A 17289-nucleotide genomic window follows, 5' to 3' on the forward strand; every position below is an offset into this window, starting at 1 on the left:
CATGCAACATATTTGCAAACAGCCGGCGCCACCGAGGGCGCGAGGTAACAACAAGCTCACTGGGGAGGGACAATTGTCGCAAGCGATCAATCTCACACGCTACGTCGACGAACGACCGTTGTCGGGATTCCAGGTCCGGGTGATCTGCCTGTGCGCGCTCGTCGTCGGGCTCGACGGCTTCGACGCCCAGGCGCTCGGCTTCGTGGCGCCCGCCCTCAGCAAGGATCTGCACCTCGCGCCGGGAGCCTTGGGCCCCGTGTTCGGCGCCTCGCTGTTCGGCGTGATGGTCGGCTCGCTGGTGTTCGGCGCGCTCGCCGACTATCTCGGACGCAAATGGCTGGTTGTGGCCGGCGTCCTCGTGTTTGCGCTGGGATCGCTGGCGACGACCCAGGCTGGAAGCGTATCCGACCTCGTGCTCATTCGCTTCGTCACCGGCATCGGCCTCGGCGGCGTGCTGCCCAACACGATCGCGCTGACCGGCGAATACGCGCCGCAGCGCCGCCGCACCCTACTGATCATGCTGATGTTCATGACGGTGTCGCTGGGCTCGGCGATCGGCGGCGCGGTCGCGGCCAAGCTGATCACCGCCTATGGCTGGCAGGTCATCTTCCTCATCGGCGGCGTCCTGCCGCTGCTGCTTTGCCCGGTTCTGATCGTCTGGCTTCCGGAATCGCTGTCACTGCTCGCGCTCGATCCGAGCAAGAGCAACCGGGTCCGCGCGCTGCTGGCGCGCATCGATCGATCCGCACGGCTTCCGGCCGATGCGCGCTTCACGATCGTGGAGGAGAGCGGCAAGGGCTTCCTGCTGCCGCAGCTCTTCACCAACCGGCGCCTGCTGCCGACCCTGCTGCTGTGGGTCATGTTCTTCATGAACATGATGGACATCTACTTCCTCAACAGCTGGCTGCCGACGCTTACGCATGGCGTCGGGCTCGACGTCCAGGCGGCGATCGCCGTCGGCGTGGCGTTCCAGCTCGGCGGCATGCTCGGCACGATCGGCCTCGGGCTGCTGATCGAGCGGTTCGGCTTCGACCGCGTGCTGTTCGTGACCTACGTCGCCGGCTTTCTGTCGATCATCACCATCGGCGTCGCCGGCGCCGCGCTGCCGATCCTGGTGCCTGCGGTCTTCATTGCCGGCGTCGCCGTGATTGGCGGACAGATCGGCTGCAACGCCTACGCGGCGCGGATCTATCCGACCTACATCCGCGGCACCGGCATCGGCTGGGCGCTCGGCATCGGCCGGTTCGGCTCGATCCTCGGCGTCACCATCGGCGGCCTGATGCTGGCGGCCAAATGGGACGTCGCCTCGCTGTTCCAGGCCAGCGCGGTGCCGCAACTGTTCTCGGCGCTCGTGATCCTGGGACTGGCGCTCCTCAGCATGCGCGGCAGCCTCCCGACCTCCGACGAACCCCAGCGCGAGGCGCTCTCGGCGCCGGAGCGCGCCTAGATCACACGCAAAGAAAGCATGACATGAAGATGATTCAGACCCAGGTGCTCATCGTGGGCGCGGGCCCGGTCGGACTGACCGCGGCCATGGATCTTGCCTCCCGCGGCATCGACGTCGTGGTCGCCGAGATCCGGCGCGCCGGCGAGCCGCCGAACGTCAAATGCAACCACGTCTCGGCGCGCTCCATGGAGGTGTTTCGCCGCCTCGGCATCGTCCGGCAGGTGCGCGACGGCGGCCTGCCCGCTGATTTTCCCAATGATTGTGCCTACCGCACCGCCGTGGTCGGGCGCGAGCTGACGCGCATCCCGATCCCCTCCCGCCAGGACCGCTACACCGCGACGGGAGGGCCAGACACCGATTGGCCGACGCCGGAGCCGCCGCACCGCATCAACCAGATCTATCTCGAGCCCATCCTGTTCGCCTGCGCCGAGGCGCAGCCTCGCATCAAGATCCTCAACCGCGTTCAGCTCGATCGGTTCGAACAGGACGACAACGGCGTCGTCGCCCACGCCCGTGATCTCGACTCCGAGCAGGACATCACGATTTCAGCCGACTACCTGATCGGCTGCGACGGCGGCCGCTCCACCGTGCGCCGGCTGATCGGCTCCCGCCTTGGTGGGACCGACGTCGTGCAGCGGGTGCAGTCGACCTACATCCATGCGCCCGCGCTGAAGGATCTCATCACCCAGAAGCCGGCCTGGATGACGATGTCGCTCAACCCCAGGCGCTGCGGCACCACCGTGGCGATCGACGGCCGTGACACCTGGCTGATCCACAACCATCTCGCAGCCGAGGAGATCGAGTTCGACAGCGTCGATCGCGATTGGGCGCTGCGCACCATCCTCGGCGTCGACGATCGCTTCCAGTACGAGATCATCAGCAAGGAGGATTGGATCGGCCGTCGCCTGGTCGCCGACCGCTTCCGCGATCGCCGCGCCTTCATCTGCGGCGATGCCGCGCATCTGTGGATTCCCTATGCGGGCTACGGCATGAACGCAGGGATCGCCGACGCCGTCGATCTGTGCTGGATGCTGGCCGGCGTCATCCAGGGCTGGGCCGCCCCTGCCCTGCTCGACGCCTATGAAGCCGAGCGCCAGCCGATCACCGAGCAGGTGTCGCATTTCGCCATGAACCACGCGCTTGCCGTGATGAGCCAGCGGCGCTCGGTCCCTCCCGAAGTGGAAATGGATGGCCCCGCTGGCGATGCCGCGCGCAGCAAGGTCGGCCAGGCCGCCTATGACCTCAACGTGCAGCAATATTGCTGCGCCGGCCTGAACTTCGGCTACTACTACGATCGGTCGCCGGCCATCGCCTATGATGGCGAGACGCCGCCGCCCTACGGCATGGGCCACTTCACCGCCTCCACGGTGCCGGGCGCACGCGCGCCCCATGTCTGGCTCGCGGATGGACGGTCGCTGCTGGATGCCCTCGGCCCGGCCTATACGCTGGTCCGGTTCGATCCGGCAGTCGATGCCGCAGCGATCGTCGACGCCGCAGCCCGTCAGGGCGTTCCCTTGGCGCTCGTCGACGTCGACCGCGCCCAGGCCGGCTATCAGTTCGCCGAACACCTGCTGCTGCTCCGGCCGGATTCGCATATCGCCTGGCGCGGCATGGCCGCACCGCGCGATCCCGGACGGCTGTTCGACCGCCTGCGTGGCAATGCACCCCAGCTTGAGGCCATGCATCGTGACGCTGCCGTCGTCGCCTGATCCGCGCCCCCGCGCCGCTGCCCGCCATAGCACGGCGCATTATTTCCTCGAGGCGCTGGTCGAGCTCGGCATCGACTACATCTTCGCCAATCTCGGCACGGACCATGTGTCGCTGATCGAGGAGATCGCACGCTGGGACGCCGAGGGGCGATGCCACCCCGAGGTGATCCTATGCCCCCACGAGGTGGTCGCGGTGCATATGGCGATGGGCTATGCGGCCATGACAGGCCGCGGCCAGGCCGTTTTCGTCCACGTCGATGCCGGCACCGCCAACGCCTGCATGGGCATCCAGAATGCCTTTCGCTACCGGCTGCCGGTCCTCCTGGTCGCCGGGCGCGCGCCTTTCGCCGTCCATGGCGAGCTGCCGGGAGGCCGCGATACGTATGTCCACTTCGTCCAGGACAGTTTCGATCAGGCCAGCATTGTCAGGCCCTACGTCAAATGGGACTACACGCTGCCCTCGGGGGTGGTCGTGAAGGAAGCGCTGGCGCGCGCGGCCGCCGTGATGCACAGCGATCCGCCTGGCCCGGTCTACATGATGCTGCCGCGCGAGGTTCTCGCCGAGCTGTGGGACGACGACGCCATGCCCACCTACCCGCCTGCGCGCTATGGCAGCGTCAAGGCGGGAGGGATCGAGCCGGAGCTCGCCTGGGCGATTGCGGACGCGCTGATGCAAGCGGACAACCCGATCGTGCTGACCGCCTATCTCGGACGCAATGCCGAGGCCGTTGCCATGCTCGAGCGGCTGGCGCTGGTGTGCGGAATTCGCGTTGCCGAGTTCAATCCCGTCACCATGAACATCTGCCAGGACTCGCCCTGCTTCGCCGGCTCCGATCCCGGCGCGCTCGTCGCCAACGCCGACCTCGGTCTCCTGATCGACATCGACGTCCCGTTCATTCCGCAGACTCTCAGAGCAGCGGACCGGCTGCGATGGATCCAGATCGACGTCGATGCGCTCAAGGCCGATATTCCGATGTGGGGGTTCGCGACCGACCTTCGCGTTCAGGGCGACTCGGCCGTCATTCTGCGCCAGGTGCTGGAGATCGTCGTCGCCCGCAGCAACGAGACCTATCTGAAGAAGGTCCGTGATCGGATCGCAAGCTGGAGGCCGGCCCGCGAGGCCACAGAGGCCAGGCGGAGCTCTGCGGCTGCCCAGAAGGGCTCACGCGGCGCCATCAACCCAGCCTATCTGTTTGCCCGGCTGCAGGCGCTGCTGTCGGAAGACGACATCGTGCTCAACGAGGCGGTCCGCAACGCTCCGGTCCTGCAGCAGCAACTCCGCCGCACCAGGCCGATGACCTATGTGGGTCTGGCCGGCGGCGGGCTCGGCTTCAGCGGCGGCATGGCGCTGGGGCTCAAGCTCGCCAATCCCGAGACGCGCGTCGTGCAGGTGATCGGCGACGGCGCCTATCACTTCGCGGCGCCGGACTCGGTCTATGCCGTCTCGCAGCAGTATCAGCTGCCGATCTTCACCGTGATCCTCGATAACGCAGGATGGCAGGCCGTGAAGGCCTCGGTCCAACGTGTCTATCCCGACGGCGCCGCGCAGCAGAGCGACTCGTTCCTGTCGCGACTTTCGACGGGGCGCCAGGACGAGCAGCGGCGTCTCGCCGACATCGCCTGCGCGTTCGGAGCCCATGGCGAGCGGACTGACGATCCCGACGCGCTCGATTCAGCCATCGAGCGCTGCCTTGCAGCCGTCGATGGCGGCCGCCCCGCAGTTCTGCATGTTGCAGTCACGCCGCTTTAGCCGCCGCTCACGCGACCCGGGGCACGCCGTGATAACGCTCGACGACGATGTCCCGCTTCGTCGCGTCGACACGCACCGTCATGTCGTAGTGGCCCTCGTGCAGTTCCTTGGCGAGCACCTCGGCATTGCGATGCAGCCAGGAGATCCCGGCGCCATCGGCTGCGTCGATCGTGAGATCGAGCGTGGTGCGCGCGGCCGCGAGGCGATCTTCGATCGCCTGCAGCAGCACGTCGACGCCTTCCCCCGTCTCGGCGGAGACCATGAGGCACGGCCGCTCCGGCGGTCGGCGCGCGGCGATGTTGGCGAGATTCTCGCGCGCGGCCTCATCCAGACGATCGATCTTGTTCCAGACCTCAATGAGGCCGTCGGTCGCTTGGGGATCGATGCCGAGCTGGCTCAGCACCAGCTCGACGTCATGCTGCTGCGCCTCGGCATCCTCATGCGACATGTCGCGCACATGCAGGATGACATCCGCCTCCAGCACCTCTTCCAGCGTCGCGCGAAAGGCGGCGACGAGTTGGGTCGGCAGGTTGGAGATGAAGCCCACGGTGTCGGACAGCATCGCCTTGCCGCCATGCGGCAAAGTGATCGCGCGCAGGGTCGGATCCAGCGTCGCGAACAGCATGTCCGCGGCCTGGACGTCGGCGCGCGTGAGCCGATTGAACAGCGTCGACTTGCCGGCATTGGTATAGCCGACCAGCGCGACCACGCGATACGGCACGCGCTGGCGTCCGGCGCGATGCAGCCGCCGCGTCGCCTGCACCTTCTTCAGCTCGTTCTCGAGCCGGGTGATGCGATCGCCGATCAGGCGGCGGTCGGCCTCGATCTGGGTCTCGCCGGGGCCGCCCATGAAGCCGAAGCCGCCGCGCTGGCGCTCGAGATGGGTCCAGGAGCGCACCAGACGGCTGCGCTGATAGTTGAGATGCGCGAGTTCGACCTGCAGCGCGCCTTCCTTGGTCTTGGCTCGGCGGCCGAAGATTTCGAGAATGAGACCGGTGCGGTCGAGCACCTTGGTGTTCCAGGCCTTCTCCAGATTGCGCTGCTGGATCGGCGACAGCGCGCAATCCATCACGACCAGCTCAGCGCCCTGCCCGGCAATGACGCCGGCGATCTCGTCGACCTTGCCCTTGCCGAGATAGGTCGCGGGACGGATCTGCCCGATCGGCGCGAGAATCGATTCGGCGACCACAAGATCGATGGCGCGCGCGAGACCGGCGGCCTCGTCGATCCGCGCCTCGAAATCTCGCATGTCGGCGTGCGCGGACTGCGCGTCATCGCCGCGGCGCGCCCGCAAATAGGGGCCGACCACGATGACCAGCCCCGTTGTCTTGACGTCATCCGGCCTCGAAAGGCCGATGAACCCTTGGCGATCCCTGGGTTCCAATCAGGTCACTCTCACGTCAGGTCACTCTCACGCAGACGCGTCCTCGCCGCCTTCGAACAGCTGAATCGGGGCGCCCGGCATGATCGTCGAGATCGCATGCTTGTAGACGAGCTGCGAGTGACCATCGCGCCGGAGCAGCAGGCAGAAATTGTCGAACCAGGTGACAATCCCCTGCAGTTTCACGCCATTGACCAGGAAGATCGTGAGCGGCGTCTTGGTTTTGCGGACATGGTTGAGAAAGGTGTCTTGTAGGTTTTGTGCGCGGTCGGCCGCCATTGTTGTTATCTCGCAGTCTTGTGCTTTTTCTTATTGAACCTTCGATGACCCGATCGCAGGCCCCGGATTCATCGATGGTCCCATGGTCCATTGAGATCCCCCTCGAGGGACCACGGGATGCCGGATTAGAAGACAGGCGAGCATATTAGGCAAGCCGCTTGCAAGGAAGCGGGTTCCAAAAGACCCGGATTCGCCCGTAAAATTCCGGAACTGGACGGATTTTCCAGTGTAAATTCGTCCAGTCGGCAAAGTTGGCCGGGTTGAGAGGCGCTAGCCCACCCCCAGTGCCTTCAGCTTGCGATGCAGGGCGGACCGTTCCATCCCGACGAACTCGGCGGTGCGCGAGATGTTGCCGGAGAAACGGCTGATCTGGGCGATCAGATAATCGCGCTCGAACACCTCGCGGGCCTCGCGCAGCGGCAGGCCCATGATGTGCTCACCATTGTTGCTGGTCGGCATCGCCGGCACCATCGAGCCGACGTCAGGCGGCAGCATATCCGCGGTGATGATCACCTCCGGCCCGCCGGCTGCGAGAATCATCACGCGCTCGACATTGTTGCGGAGCTGGCGGACGTTGCCCGGCCACACATGCGACTGCAGCACGGCCATCGCGTCCTGACCGATCTGCCGCTTCGGCAGGCCGGTCGTGACAGAGATCTGGTCCATGAAATAGTCGATCAGCTCGGGAATGTCCTCACGCCGCTCGGACAGCGGCGGCACGCGAATCGGCACCACCGAGAGGCGATGATAGAGATCCTCGCGGAAGCGGCCCGCCGCGATCTCCTCCTCCAGATTGCGCGCGGTCGAGGAGATGATGCGGACGTCGACATGCACCTTGGTGGTGCCGCCGGCGCGCTGGAAGGTCTGGTCGACCAGCACGCGAAGGATCTTGTTCTGCGTCTCGCGCGGCATGTCGGCGATCTCGTCGACGAACAGCGTGCCGCCATGCGCCTCCTCGAGCGCACCGGTCTTGCGCGACTGCTCGCCGTTTGACTGCTCGATGCCGAACAGCTCCTCCTCCATCCGCTCCGGCGTGATCGCGGCGGCGTTGATGACGACGAACGGCCCCTCCGCGCGCGGCGACTGCGCGTGCAGCGTGCGCGCGGCGAGCTCCTTGCCCGAGCCCGGCGGGCCGACGATCAGGATGCGGCTGTTGGCCTTGGCGGCGCGCTCGATAGTCTGGCGCAACTGATTCATCGACGGCGAGCGGCCGGTCATCGTGCTCGCGGTCGGCGCCAATTGCTTCAGCTCGCGCACCTCGCGCTTCAGGCGCGAGTTCTCCAGCGCGCGCGTCGCGACGAGAATCAGCCTGTCCGACTTGAAAGGCTTCTCGATGAAGTCATAGGCGCCGCGCTTGATCGCGGCGACGGCGGTCTCGATGTTGCCGTGGCCGGAGATCATCACGACCGGCAGATCGGGATGGTCCTTCTTGATCTGCTCCAGCAGCTGCAGGCCGTCGAGCTTGGAGCCCTGCAGCCAGATGTCCAGGAACACCAGGTTCGGACGCCGGCTCGTGATCTCCGCGAGCGCCGAATCGCTGTCGCGCGCGGTTCGCGTCGTGAAGCCCTCGTCATCCAGGATGCCGGCAACCAGCTCCCGGATATCGGCTTCATCGTCGACAATCAGAATATCACTCGCCATGGGTCACGCCTGTCTCGTCAGCTGCCGGTTGCGGCTTGGATCTTTGGTTCATCATTGGTCGTTTGGACCGGGTCTGCGGTTTCGCCGCTGCCGGTCTTCTGCGCATTGTTTGTGGCCCCCGCCTGCTCCTTGGCATCCGTCTTCGCGGCCTGGCCGGAGACGGCGAAGCGCAGTCGCATCCAGGCGCCGCGCTGGCCGGAACGGAAGTCGGACGCGTCCTTCAGCTCGAGCTTGCCGCCATGGTCCTCCAGCACGCGCCCGACGATCGCGAGTCCGAGGCCGGTGCCCTTGGCGCGCGTCGTGACATAGGGCTCCAGCAGGCGCTGCCGCGCCACCTTCGGCAGGCCGATGCCATTGTCGATCACGTCGATCAGCACGTCCTCGCCCTCGCGCGAGGCGACGACGTCGATGCGGCCCTTGCCGAGTTCCGCCTCGGGCACCACCTCGATCGCCTCGGTCGCGTTCTTGATGATGTTGGTCAGCGCCTGCGAGATCAGCCGGCGGTCGAACTGCGCGCGTAGCGGGTCCTGCTTGATCTCGGTCTCGATGTCGATCTCGGGATGCGCGACCTTCATCAGGAACACGGCCTGGCGCACGGTGTCGGCCACGTCCTCGCCTTCCATCACGGGCTTGGGCATCCGCGCGAACCGCGAGAACTCGTCGACCATTCGCCTGATGTCGTCGACCTGCCGCACGATCGTCTCGGTACATTGCTCAAATACGGCCTTGTCCTCGGTGATGACCTTGCCGAATTTGCGGCGAATCCGTTCTGCGGAAAGCTGAATTGGCGTCAGCGGATTCTTGATCTCGTGTGCGATGCGGCGCGCGACGTCGCCCCAGGCAGAGGTGCGCTGCGCCGAGACCAGTTCGGTGATGTCATCGAGCGTGATGATGTAGCTGTCGCGCGCCTGGTTGGTCTGCTCGGCCGTGACGCGCACCGACAGATTGCGCTCGTGACCGTCGCGCTGGATCGTGATCTGTCCCTGCACAAGGCGCTGCTTGCCCTCGCGCGCGGTCTTCATCATGTCGTCGAGCTCGGGCAGCACGTCCGACAGCGGATGATCGAGCACCTCCTGCTCGGCATGGCCGATCAGCTTCTCGGCGGAGCGGTTGAGGATGCCGACGCTGCCGGACGCATCCACGCCGATGATGCCCGCTGAGGCCGAGGACAGCACGGCCTCGATGAAGCGGCGGCGGCTGTCGATCAGGTCGCTGGCGCTGACCAGCTCGTCGCGCTGCGTGCGCAGCTCCTGCGTCATCTTGTTGAAGGTCTGGCCGAGCTGGGCGAGATCGCCCTCCGAGCGATGCACCGGAACCTGGACGTTGAGATCGCCGGTCGAGACGGTGTGCGCGGCATTCATCAATTGACGGATCGGCGCCACCAGCCAGTTGGCGAAGTTCAGCCCGATCAGCACCGAGGCCATCAGGATGGTCAGCGCGATCACCGCGAACATCAGGGCGAAGGCGATCTGGATGCCGAAGCGCCGCGCCTCGACCTGGGCATATTCGGCGACCGACAGCTCGGTCTGTTTGAGCTGGTCGACGACCTGCGGATCGAGCGGACGGGCGACGTAGAGGAACGTGTCGTTGAAGGCGCGCAGCCGGATCACGGCGGCGACGTAGTTCGACTCCGGCAGGACCGCGATCTCCGGCTCCTGCTCGCCGACATTGTTGAGGAACTCCGGCGCCGGCGGCGAATAGGCGAGCTGCACGCCGCCGGTCTCCGCCCACACGATCGGGTTGGTGTTCTTGTCGATGATCATCGCGCCCGGCAGGTTGCGCGAGGCGGCGCTGGCGGTCAGCAGCTCGCGGAAGCTGGCGCGGTCCTGGTCGAACAGCGGCCGCGCCCGCGCGATGTCGGTGGCCATGCCGATGATGTCGCCGCGGATGAACTGGGCGTGCTCCTGCATGTAGGCGCGCGCGATGGTCAGCGAGTTCTGGATCGCGACCTTGGCGGGCCCGGAGAACAGCCGGTCGAGACCGCGGTCGATGGTGACGTTGGCGGCCACCGCGACCAGCACCGCCGGCAGCACCGCGATCACCGAGAACAGGCTGACGATCTGGACATGCAGCCGCGCCGCTGCCCGGCCGCGCCTGCGGGCCTGCACGACCTGCCAGACCTCGCGGATGATGATCCCGACCAGGATCAGGATCGTTCCGGCGTCGATCAAATAGAAGGTCTTGACCACCTCGGTGGTCGGCTCGACCGGGGTCAGCCCGACCAGCACGATGAAGGTCAGGAAGGCCGACAGCAGCGCGAGCGCCACCGCCACCGGCGCCAGCCAGGTGCGCCAGGTCCAGCGTCGGCCATCGGCGGACGCGGAATCAAAAGGGGTGGCCGAGGTTTCTGCGCTGGTCATTCCGGCAAGGGTGGTGAGGATGAACGCGGCACGTCCGGGGAATCGGACTGATGCATTCCTACCACGCTGTTGCCAAATTGCGACAAATCCACGGCGCGGAAGTCCGTCGCGGGTTTGTCTACAATAATTCTCAGCTGGGGCGGGTTTGCGCCCGCCTTGGGAGTATCAAATCACCGTCATCAGCCGCCGCTGCGGTAAACCTGGATGTCGAGGTCGCGAATCTTCTTCCGCAGCGTGTTGCGGTTGAGGCCGAGCAGGTCGGCGGCGCGGATCTGGTTGCCGCGGGTGGCGGCCAGCGCGGCCGTCAGCAGCGGGATCTCGATCTCCTTGAGGATGCGGTGATACAGGCCCGGCGGCGGCACGCCGTTCGGGAAACCCTGGAAGTGCGAGGACAGATAGGCTTCGACGGCGCCGCCGAGATTGTCGATCGAGGTCGGCGCGTTCGAACCGGTGGTCACAGCCGGCGGCGCCAGCTCGCCATCGATCACCGACGCCGTGATGACGTCCTGCGGGTACAGCGCCGCGAGGCGGCGGGCGAGGTTTTCGAGCTCGCGGACATTGCCCGGCCAGCGGTGCTGCTTGAGCCGTTCCAGCGCGGCAGCGTCGAGCTTCTTCGGCGGCAGCCCGTCCTTCTCGGCGAGCGCGAAGAAGTGGCGCACCAGGTCCGGCAGGTCCTCGATGCGCTCGCGCAGCGGCGGTAGCCGCAACGGCACGACGTTGAGGCGGAAGAACAGGTCCTCGCGGAACAGCCCCTGCTGGATCAGGATGCGCAGGTCCTTGTTCGAGGCCGCGACGATGCGGACGTCGGTCTTGATCGGGGTACGGCCGCCGACGGTGGTGTATTCGCCCTGCTGCAGCACGCGCAGCAACCGTGTCTGCGCCTCCATCGGCATGTCGCCGATCTCGTCGAGGAACAAGGTGCCGCCCTCGGCCTGCTCGAAGCGGCCGGAGGCGCGGGTGTTGGCGCCGGTGAAGGCGCCGCGCTCATGGCCGAACAGTTCCGATTCGATCAGGTCGCGCGGGATCGCCGCCATGTTGACGGCGACGAACGGGCCATTGCGGCGCTTGCCGTAATCGTGCAGCGCGCGCGCCACCAGCTCCTTGCCGGTGCCGCTCTCGCCGGAGATCATCACCGTGAGGTCGGTCTGCATCAGACGCGCCAGCACGCGGTAGATCTCCTGCATCGCCGGCGAGCGGCCGACCAGCGGGATCGATTCGAACTCGTTGTCGTCGGGCTGGCTCGCCGCCCGCTCCTTCGGCTCGGCGAGGGCGCGGCCGACGATCGCGATCAGCTCCTTCAGGTCGAACGGCTTCGGCAGATACTCATAGGCGCCGCGCTCCGAGGCCCGGATCGCGGTCATGAACGTGTTCTGCGCGCTCATGACGATCACGGGGAGGTTCGGCCGCATCTTCTTGATCCGCGGCAAGAGGTCGAACGCGTTCTCGTCGGGCATCACCACGTCGGTGATGACGAGATCGCCCTCGCCCTGGCTCACCCAGCGCCACAGCGTGGCGGCATTGCCGGTCAGCCGCACCTCGTAGCCGGCGCGTGACAGCGCCTGGTTCAGGACCGTGCGGATGGCCGTATCGTCGTCGGCAACGAGAATGCTACCTGCAGGCATGGGTGGTCCTCAATTTGATCCCTGAGAGGCATGCAACGACGTCCCCGAAACGTCGTCGCCAATGCTGTTTTTTGGGCCGTGGTCTTGTTGTTTGGTTGCGCTGTACATCGGCATCAGCACCCGGAAGGTCGTCTTGCGCGGCTGCGATTCGCACTCGATGATCCCGCCGTGGTCGCCGATGATCTTCGCGACCAATGCAAGACCGAGGCCGCTTCCGGTCGGCTTGGTGGTCACGAACGGATCGAACAGATTGGGCATCAGGTCCTCGGGCACGCCGGGACCGTTGTCCTTGACGCAGAACTCCAGCGGCAGCGACACCCGCGACTTCTTGCCGGGCACCGACAGCCGCACGCCCGGACGGAAGGCGGTGGTGAGCTGGATCTCGGCGTCCGAGCCGAGGTCGACGACCGCTTCCGCGGCATTCTTGACCAGGTTCAGGAACACCTGGATCAGCTGGTCCTGGTTGGCCAGCACCGGGGGCAGCGACGGATCGTAGTCCTCGATGAAGCGGATGTTGCGCGCGAAGCCCGACTGCGCCAGCCGCTTCACATGATCGAGCACGGAGTGGATGTTGACGGGCCCGCGCGCCACCGGCCGGTCGTCGCCGAACACCTCCATGCGGTCGACCAGGGTGACGATACGGTCGGCCTCGTCGCAGATCAGCCGCGTCAGCATGCGGTCCTCGGAGGAGGCCTGCTGCTCCAGCAGCTGTGCAGCGCCGCGGATGCCCGACAGCGGGTTCTTGATCTCATGCGCCAGCATCGCGGCCAGCGCGATCACCGAGCGCGCGGCGCTGCGATGGGTGAGCTGGCGGTCCATCTTGTCGGCGATGGTGCGCTCCTGCAGCATCACCACGATGTGCCCTGCCCGCTCCGGCAAGGGGGCCACATGAAGATCGACGAGCCGGTCGGCGCCGGTGCGCGGCGTGCCGAGGTCGACCTTGTACTCGTTGACCGGCGCGTTGGTGGTGCGCACCTGGTCGATCAGCGCCAGCAGCGGCGAGCCGAACGGCACCAGCTTCTTGAGCGACTGCCGCTGCAGAAACTGCGTCGAGGAATCGAAGAACGATTCCGCCGCCATGTTGGCGTCCATGATCATGCCGTCCGGGCCGATGACCAGGACCGGATTCGGCAGGGCGTTGAGGATGGCATCGCCATCCGACGGAAGGCGCTTGCGCTGTTCTGCGGCTGAGCTCATGCGGCTGCACTCCAGGCAAAATCGTCAAAGGCCTCGCGCAGCGCCCGGTGCACCTGGGACGGCTGCTCCGATGTCAGGATACGCTCGCGCCACGCCTTCAGTTTTTCGGCTGGCGCCTGGGCATGCTCGGCGGCGACGTCGAGCCCCCAGCTGAGATGCTTGCGGGCGTGGCGCAGGCCGACCCGCTCGCCATAGTGGCGGCAGATCTCGTCATAGAGCGCCGTGAGCAGATCGAGCTGCCGGGCGAGCTCCGGCGCGCCCTCCTCGGCCCCGCCGTCGAGCCTGCGGCCGATCTGGCCGGGCAGCCAGGGCTGCCCCTGCGCGCCGCGGCCGATCATGACCGCATCGGCGCCGGAGGCGTCCAGCGCCTCGCGGGCGTCCTCATAGCTCGTGATGTCGCCATTGACGACGACCGGCAGGTCGACGGCCTGCTTCACCGCGCGCACCGCGCTCCAGTCGGCCTCGCCCTTGTAGAACTGCTGCCGCGTCCGCCCATGCACGGTGATCAGCTGCACGCCGACGGCCTCGGCGCGGCGCGCCAACTCCGGCGCGTTCAGGCTGCGCTCGTCCCAGCCGAGCCGCATCTTCAGGGTCACGGGCACGTCGACGGACTCGACGGTCGCCTCGATCAGGGTCAGCGCATGATCGAGATCGCGCATCAAGGCCGAGCCGGACTGGCCGCCGGTGACGTGGCGCGCCGGACAGCCCATGTTGATGTCGATGATGTCGGCGCCGCCATCTGCCGCGACCTTGGCGCCCTCGGCCATCCAGTGCGCCTCGCAGCCCGCGAGCTGCACCACATGCGGGCCGATTCCGCTGGCCTCGCAGCGCAGCCGCGATATCCACCGTCCGCGCACCAGATCGTCGCTCGCGGTCATCTCGGAGACCACCAGGCCTGCGCCGAGCTCGGCCGCGACTCGGCGGAACGGCGCGTCGGTGATGCCCGACATCGGCGCGAGGACAGCCCGGTTGGCGAGCAAAACGTCGCCTATCTTCAACTGTTTGGCAGGTGTTTTGGCCGGACCGGTCACGAACGACTCTTAAAGCTCATGCGACGCATCATTGCGTCTGCCCTGCACTCTCAAGCACAATTCTTGGGCAGTCAAGCGTCATGCCTACACTTTAGCCAAGACCATCCACATTTCAAGTGCAGTGCAGCAAAATATGCTTGTTCGGCAGTCATGGTAAACCCGTGAGCTGCCGGGTTTTTGCATGGCTTCGTGCAGATGCGTGAAAGACCGGGCCAGGCCCGGACCAAGTCTGCCCGTCGAGGTGATGTTGCACCCTTCACCTTAACCGGAGTCGCCGCCGCGCCTCATGCAATGTGTGATCCTGCTCGCTTAACATCCTCTGCGGATGTAAGAAGCCGCGACCATTCACCGCTCCCTCATCTCATCAGCATCGATACCCTGTTCCCATGACGACTTCTCAGCGGACTGCAGCCATTCTCGTCGCGGCCGGCCGTGGCCTGCGCGCCGGCGCCGGCGGTCCGAAGCAATATCGCAGCATTGGCGGCCGCACCGTCATCCATCGCGCGCTCGCGGCTTTCGCCGAGCATCCCGAGGTCGCGGTGGTGCAGCCGGTGGTGAATCCCGATGACATCGAGGTGTTCAACGCGGCGGTGTCGGGCCTGCGCCACGAGCCGCCCGCGCATGGCGGCGCAACGCGTCAGGCCTCGGTGCTCGCAGGTCTCGAGGCGCTGGTGCCGCACAAGCCGGAGATCGTGCTGATCCATGACGCCGCCCGTCCCTTCGTGACACCGGCCGTGATCTCGCGGGCGATCGTCGCTGCGAACAAGACCGGCGCCGCGATCCCCGTCGTGCCCGTCACCGATACGATCAAGGAAGTCGGTGCCGCCGGCGACATCACCGCGACGCCGGAGCGCGCGAAACTGCGCATCGCGCAGACGCCGCAGACCTTCAGATTCGACACCATCCTGGAGGCGCATCGCCGCGCGGCGCGCGAGGGCCTCACCGAGTTCACAGATGATGCGGCGATTGCCGAATGGGCGGGATTGACCGTCGCGACCTTCGAGGGCGATGTTGCCAACATGAAGCTCACCACCCCGGAAGATTTCGTGCGCGAGGAAGCGCGCCTCGCAGCCTCGCTCGGCGACATCAGGACCGGCACCGGCTACGACGTCCACGCCTTCGGCGAAGGCGACCATGTCTGGCTGTGCGGCCTGCGTGTGCCGCATAGCAAGGGCTTCCTGGCCCACTCCGACGGCGACGTCGGCCTGCACGCTCTGGTTGACGCGATTTTAGGCGCCCTGGCCGACGGCGACATCGGCTCGCACTTCCCGCCCTCCGACATGAAGTGGAAGGGTGCCTCCTCCGACCAGTTCCTCAAATACGCCATCGAGCGCGTCACCGCCCGCGGCGGCCGCATCGCCAATCTCGAGGTCACGATGATCTGCGAGCGCCCGAAGATCGGCCCCCTGCGCGACCAGATGCGCGCCCGCATCGCCGAAATCTCCGGCGTCGACATCTCGCGCATCGCCGTGAAAGCCACCACCAGCGAACGCCTCGGCTTCACCGGCCGCGAGGAAGGTATTGCGGCGACAGCCAGCGCGACGATCCGGCTGCCGTGGGGGGTGTAGCGAGTAGGACTGGATCGATCCGACCAGGTGACGGAGACCTCCGCTCCTGACATCGAGGTACGAGATTGATCCAATCAGAGTTTGAGTCGAGCTATCACCGCGACCGCGGTGCGCTCCCTCGCCCCGTTCTTACGGGGAGAGGGTTGGGGTGAGGGGCAGCCGCACGGGCGGTGCGTGCGGACAGCCCCCCTTACCCGGATCGTATCTGACGATGCGATCCGACCTCTCCCAGCCCGAGCGAAGCCTCGCTTCGCACTGGCAGGGAGAGGTGAAACCGAGCCCATGGAAGCGTCTCGAAATCCATCGGGGCACTCTCTCTTCGGCGCGGTGTTGTTGGGGTAGCTATCGCTTCGAGGACGACCGGGGACATGGCGAGCGAACGTCAAATCGGCTCCACCAGTGCGCTGGCCCGCTCGCTGCTCGACCTCTGCCGGTCGCGCAAGCTGATGATCGCGACCGCCGAATCCTGCACCGGCGGCCTGGTCGCCGCCGCGCTCACCGAGATCCCCGGCTCCTCCGATGTCATCGATCGCGGCTTCGTCACCTATTCCAATGAAGCCAAGCGCGCGATGCTCGGCGTCGAGGCCTCCACATTGCAGACCTTCGGCGCCGTCTCCAAGGAGACCGCGATCCAGATGGCCGTCGGCGCCCTCGAGCGCGCCGACGTCGACCTCGCCGTCGCGATCACCGGCATCGCCGGCCCCGGCGGCGCCACCCCCGGCAAGCCGGTCGGCCTCGTCCACTTCGCCGTCGCGGCCCGCGACGGCCGCATCACCCACCGCGAGCACCGCTTCGGCGCCATCGGCCGCAGCACGGTGCGGACACGGTCGGTGCTGGAGGCGCTGCGGATGCTGATGGAACTGGCGAGGCCGCAGCTACCGGCCAAGCCGAAGCGCGCGGCGGCGACGCGATTGCGTCCGCGCGTGGCGCGGGCGCCGAGGTTGCATCCGGTGAAGCGGCCACCAAGGCGGCCAAGGACGTAGGGGCCGTTGAAGGTTCAGTGAAGCGAAGCTTCAGAGACCGTGCTTCGCCCAGATCGAGCTGATCTCATGATCGGTCGCGAACTCGCGTTGATCCGCTTCGCGAAGAGAGCCTTCAAACGAAGCAAGGTCTGCGGGGGTCAACTCCACACGAGCATCGTCGTGCCCGGTCAGGCGCAACAGCACACGCGCCAATTCGTCCTGCTCTTCGGCCGGAAGCTGGCGTGCCACATCGAAAGCTTTCTCAAGCAGAGTAGTCATGTTGGAAATCTGGACCGGCAAGCAATAGGTGGAAGTCCTCCGCCGCTCGCGAGTGGCGGGCTG

At 66.5% G+C, this 17289-nt stretch carries 13 protein-coding genes; 5 read left to right on the forward strand and 8 right to left on the reverse strand.

Going from position 1 to position 17289, the window contains the following annotated elements:
* Positions 1–73 precede the first annotated feature (73 nt).
* The 3 genes from ACQR1L_RS15695 to ACQR1L_RS15705 are packed head-to-tail and all read left to right on the forward strand — an operon-like array spanning position 74 to position 4906.
* Positions 74–1447, forward strand: coding sequence for an MFS transporter (locus ACQR1L_RS15695; protein ID WP_434858842.1), 1374 nt, complete (start codon positions 74–76; stop codon positions 1445–1447).
* A gap of 23 nt (positions 1448–1470) precedes the next feature.
* Positions 1471–3156: an FAD-dependent oxidoreductase gene (locus ACQR1L_RS15700; RefSeq protein WP_434858843.1), complete on the forward strand. Its 1686-nt coding sequence runs from the start codon at positions 1471–1473 to the stop codon at positions 3154–3156.
* Positions 3134–4906 carry a thiamine pyrophosphate-requiring protein gene (locus tag ACQR1L_RS15705; RefSeq protein WP_434858844.1) on the forward strand — a complete coding sequence of 591 codons (1773 nt, stop codon included), beginning with the start codon at positions 3134–3136 and terminating at the stop codon, positions 4904–4906. The genes ACQR1L_RS15700 and ACQR1L_RS15705 overlap by 23 nt, the downstream gene beginning before the upstream one ends.
* A 7-nt stretch (positions 4907–4913) precedes the next feature.
* Here the strand turns inward: ACQR1L_RS15705 and hflX are convergent, their stop codons facing one another.
* The 7 genes from hflX to dusB form a co-directional block, all read right to left on the reverse strand.
* A complete protein-coding gene (hflX, locus tag ACQR1L_RS15710) occupies positions 4914–6290 on the reverse strand; it encodes a GTPase HflX (protein ID WP_434858845.1) in 1377 nt (458 codons plus the stop codon).
* A 27-nt stretch (positions 6291–6317) separates the two neighbouring features.
* A complete protein-coding gene (hfq, locus tag ACQR1L_RS15715; protein ID WP_006613906.1) occupies positions 6318–6566 on the reverse strand; it encodes an RNA chaperone Hfq in 249 nt (82 codons plus the stop codon).
* Positions 6567–6836: 270 nt separating this feature from the next.
* On the reverse strand, positions 6837–8207 hold the full coding sequence (locus tag ACQR1L_RS15720) for a sigma-54-dependent transcriptional regulator (RefSeq protein ID WP_434858846.1): 1371 nt from the start codon (positions 8205–8207) through the stop codon (positions 6837–6839).
* Between the two features lie 17 nt (positions 8208–8224).
* Positions 8225–10567: an ATP-binding protein gene (locus ACQR1L_RS15725; RefSeq protein WP_434858847.1), complete on the reverse strand. Its 2343-nt coding sequence runs from the start codon at positions 10565–10567 to the stop codon at positions 8225–8227.
* A gap of 179 nt (positions 10568–10746) precedes the next feature.
* On the reverse strand, positions 10747–12189 hold the full coding sequence (gene ntrC, locus ACQR1L_RS15730; protein ID WP_434858848.1) for a nitrogen regulation protein NR(I): 1443 nt from the start codon (positions 12187–12189) through the stop codon (positions 10747–10749).
* Positions 12190–12198: 9 nt separating this feature from the next.
* Entirely contained in the window at positions 12199–13386 is a 1188-nt protein-coding gene (locus tag ACQR1L_RS15735; RefSeq protein ID WP_434858849.1) for a two-component system sensor histidine kinase NtrB, read from the reverse strand.
* Positions 13383–14336 carry a tRNA dihydrouridine synthase DusB gene (gene dusB / locus ACQR1L_RS15740; protein WP_434859242.1) on the reverse strand — a complete coding sequence of 318 codons (954 nt, stop codon included), beginning with the start codon at positions 14334–14336 and terminating at the stop codon, positions 13383–13385. The genes ACQR1L_RS15735 and dusB overlap by 4 nt, the downstream gene beginning before the upstream one ends.
* A gap of 467 nt (positions 14337–14803) precedes the next feature.
* On the opposite strand from dusB, the gene ACQR1L_RS15745 reads away from it, so the two are divergent.
* The gene (locus ACQR1L_RS15745; RefSeq protein WP_434858850.1) at positions 14804–15985 is read left to right on the forward strand and encodes a bifunctional 2-C-methyl-D-erythritol 4-phosphate cytidylyltransferase/2-C-methyl-D-erythritol 2,4-cyclodiphosphate synthase; all 1182 of its coding nucleotides are present in this window, start codon (positions 14804–14806) and stop codon (positions 15983–15985) included.
* A 368-nt stretch (positions 15986–16353) separates the two neighbouring features.
* Positions 16354–16968, forward strand: a complete 615-nt coding sequence (locus ACQR1L_RS15750; protein WP_434858851.1) for a CinA family protein — start codon at positions 16354–16356, stop codon at positions 16966–16968.
* Between the two features lie 30 nt (positions 16969–16998).
* Here ACQR1L_RS15750 and ACQR1L_RS15755 read toward each other — a convergent pair whose 3' ends face one another.
* Positions 16999–17226, reverse strand: a complete 228-nt coding sequence (locus tag ACQR1L_RS15755; RefSeq protein WP_434858852.1) for a hypothetical protein — start codon at positions 17224–17226, stop codon at positions 16999–17001.
* Between the last annotated feature and the right edge of the window lie 63 nt (positions 17227–17289).

Source organism: Bradyrhizobium sp. HKCCYLR20261, assembly GCF_051168435.1.
GTDB lineage: Bacteria > Pseudomonadota > Alphaproteobacteria > Rhizobiales > Xanthobacteraceae > Bradyrhizobium.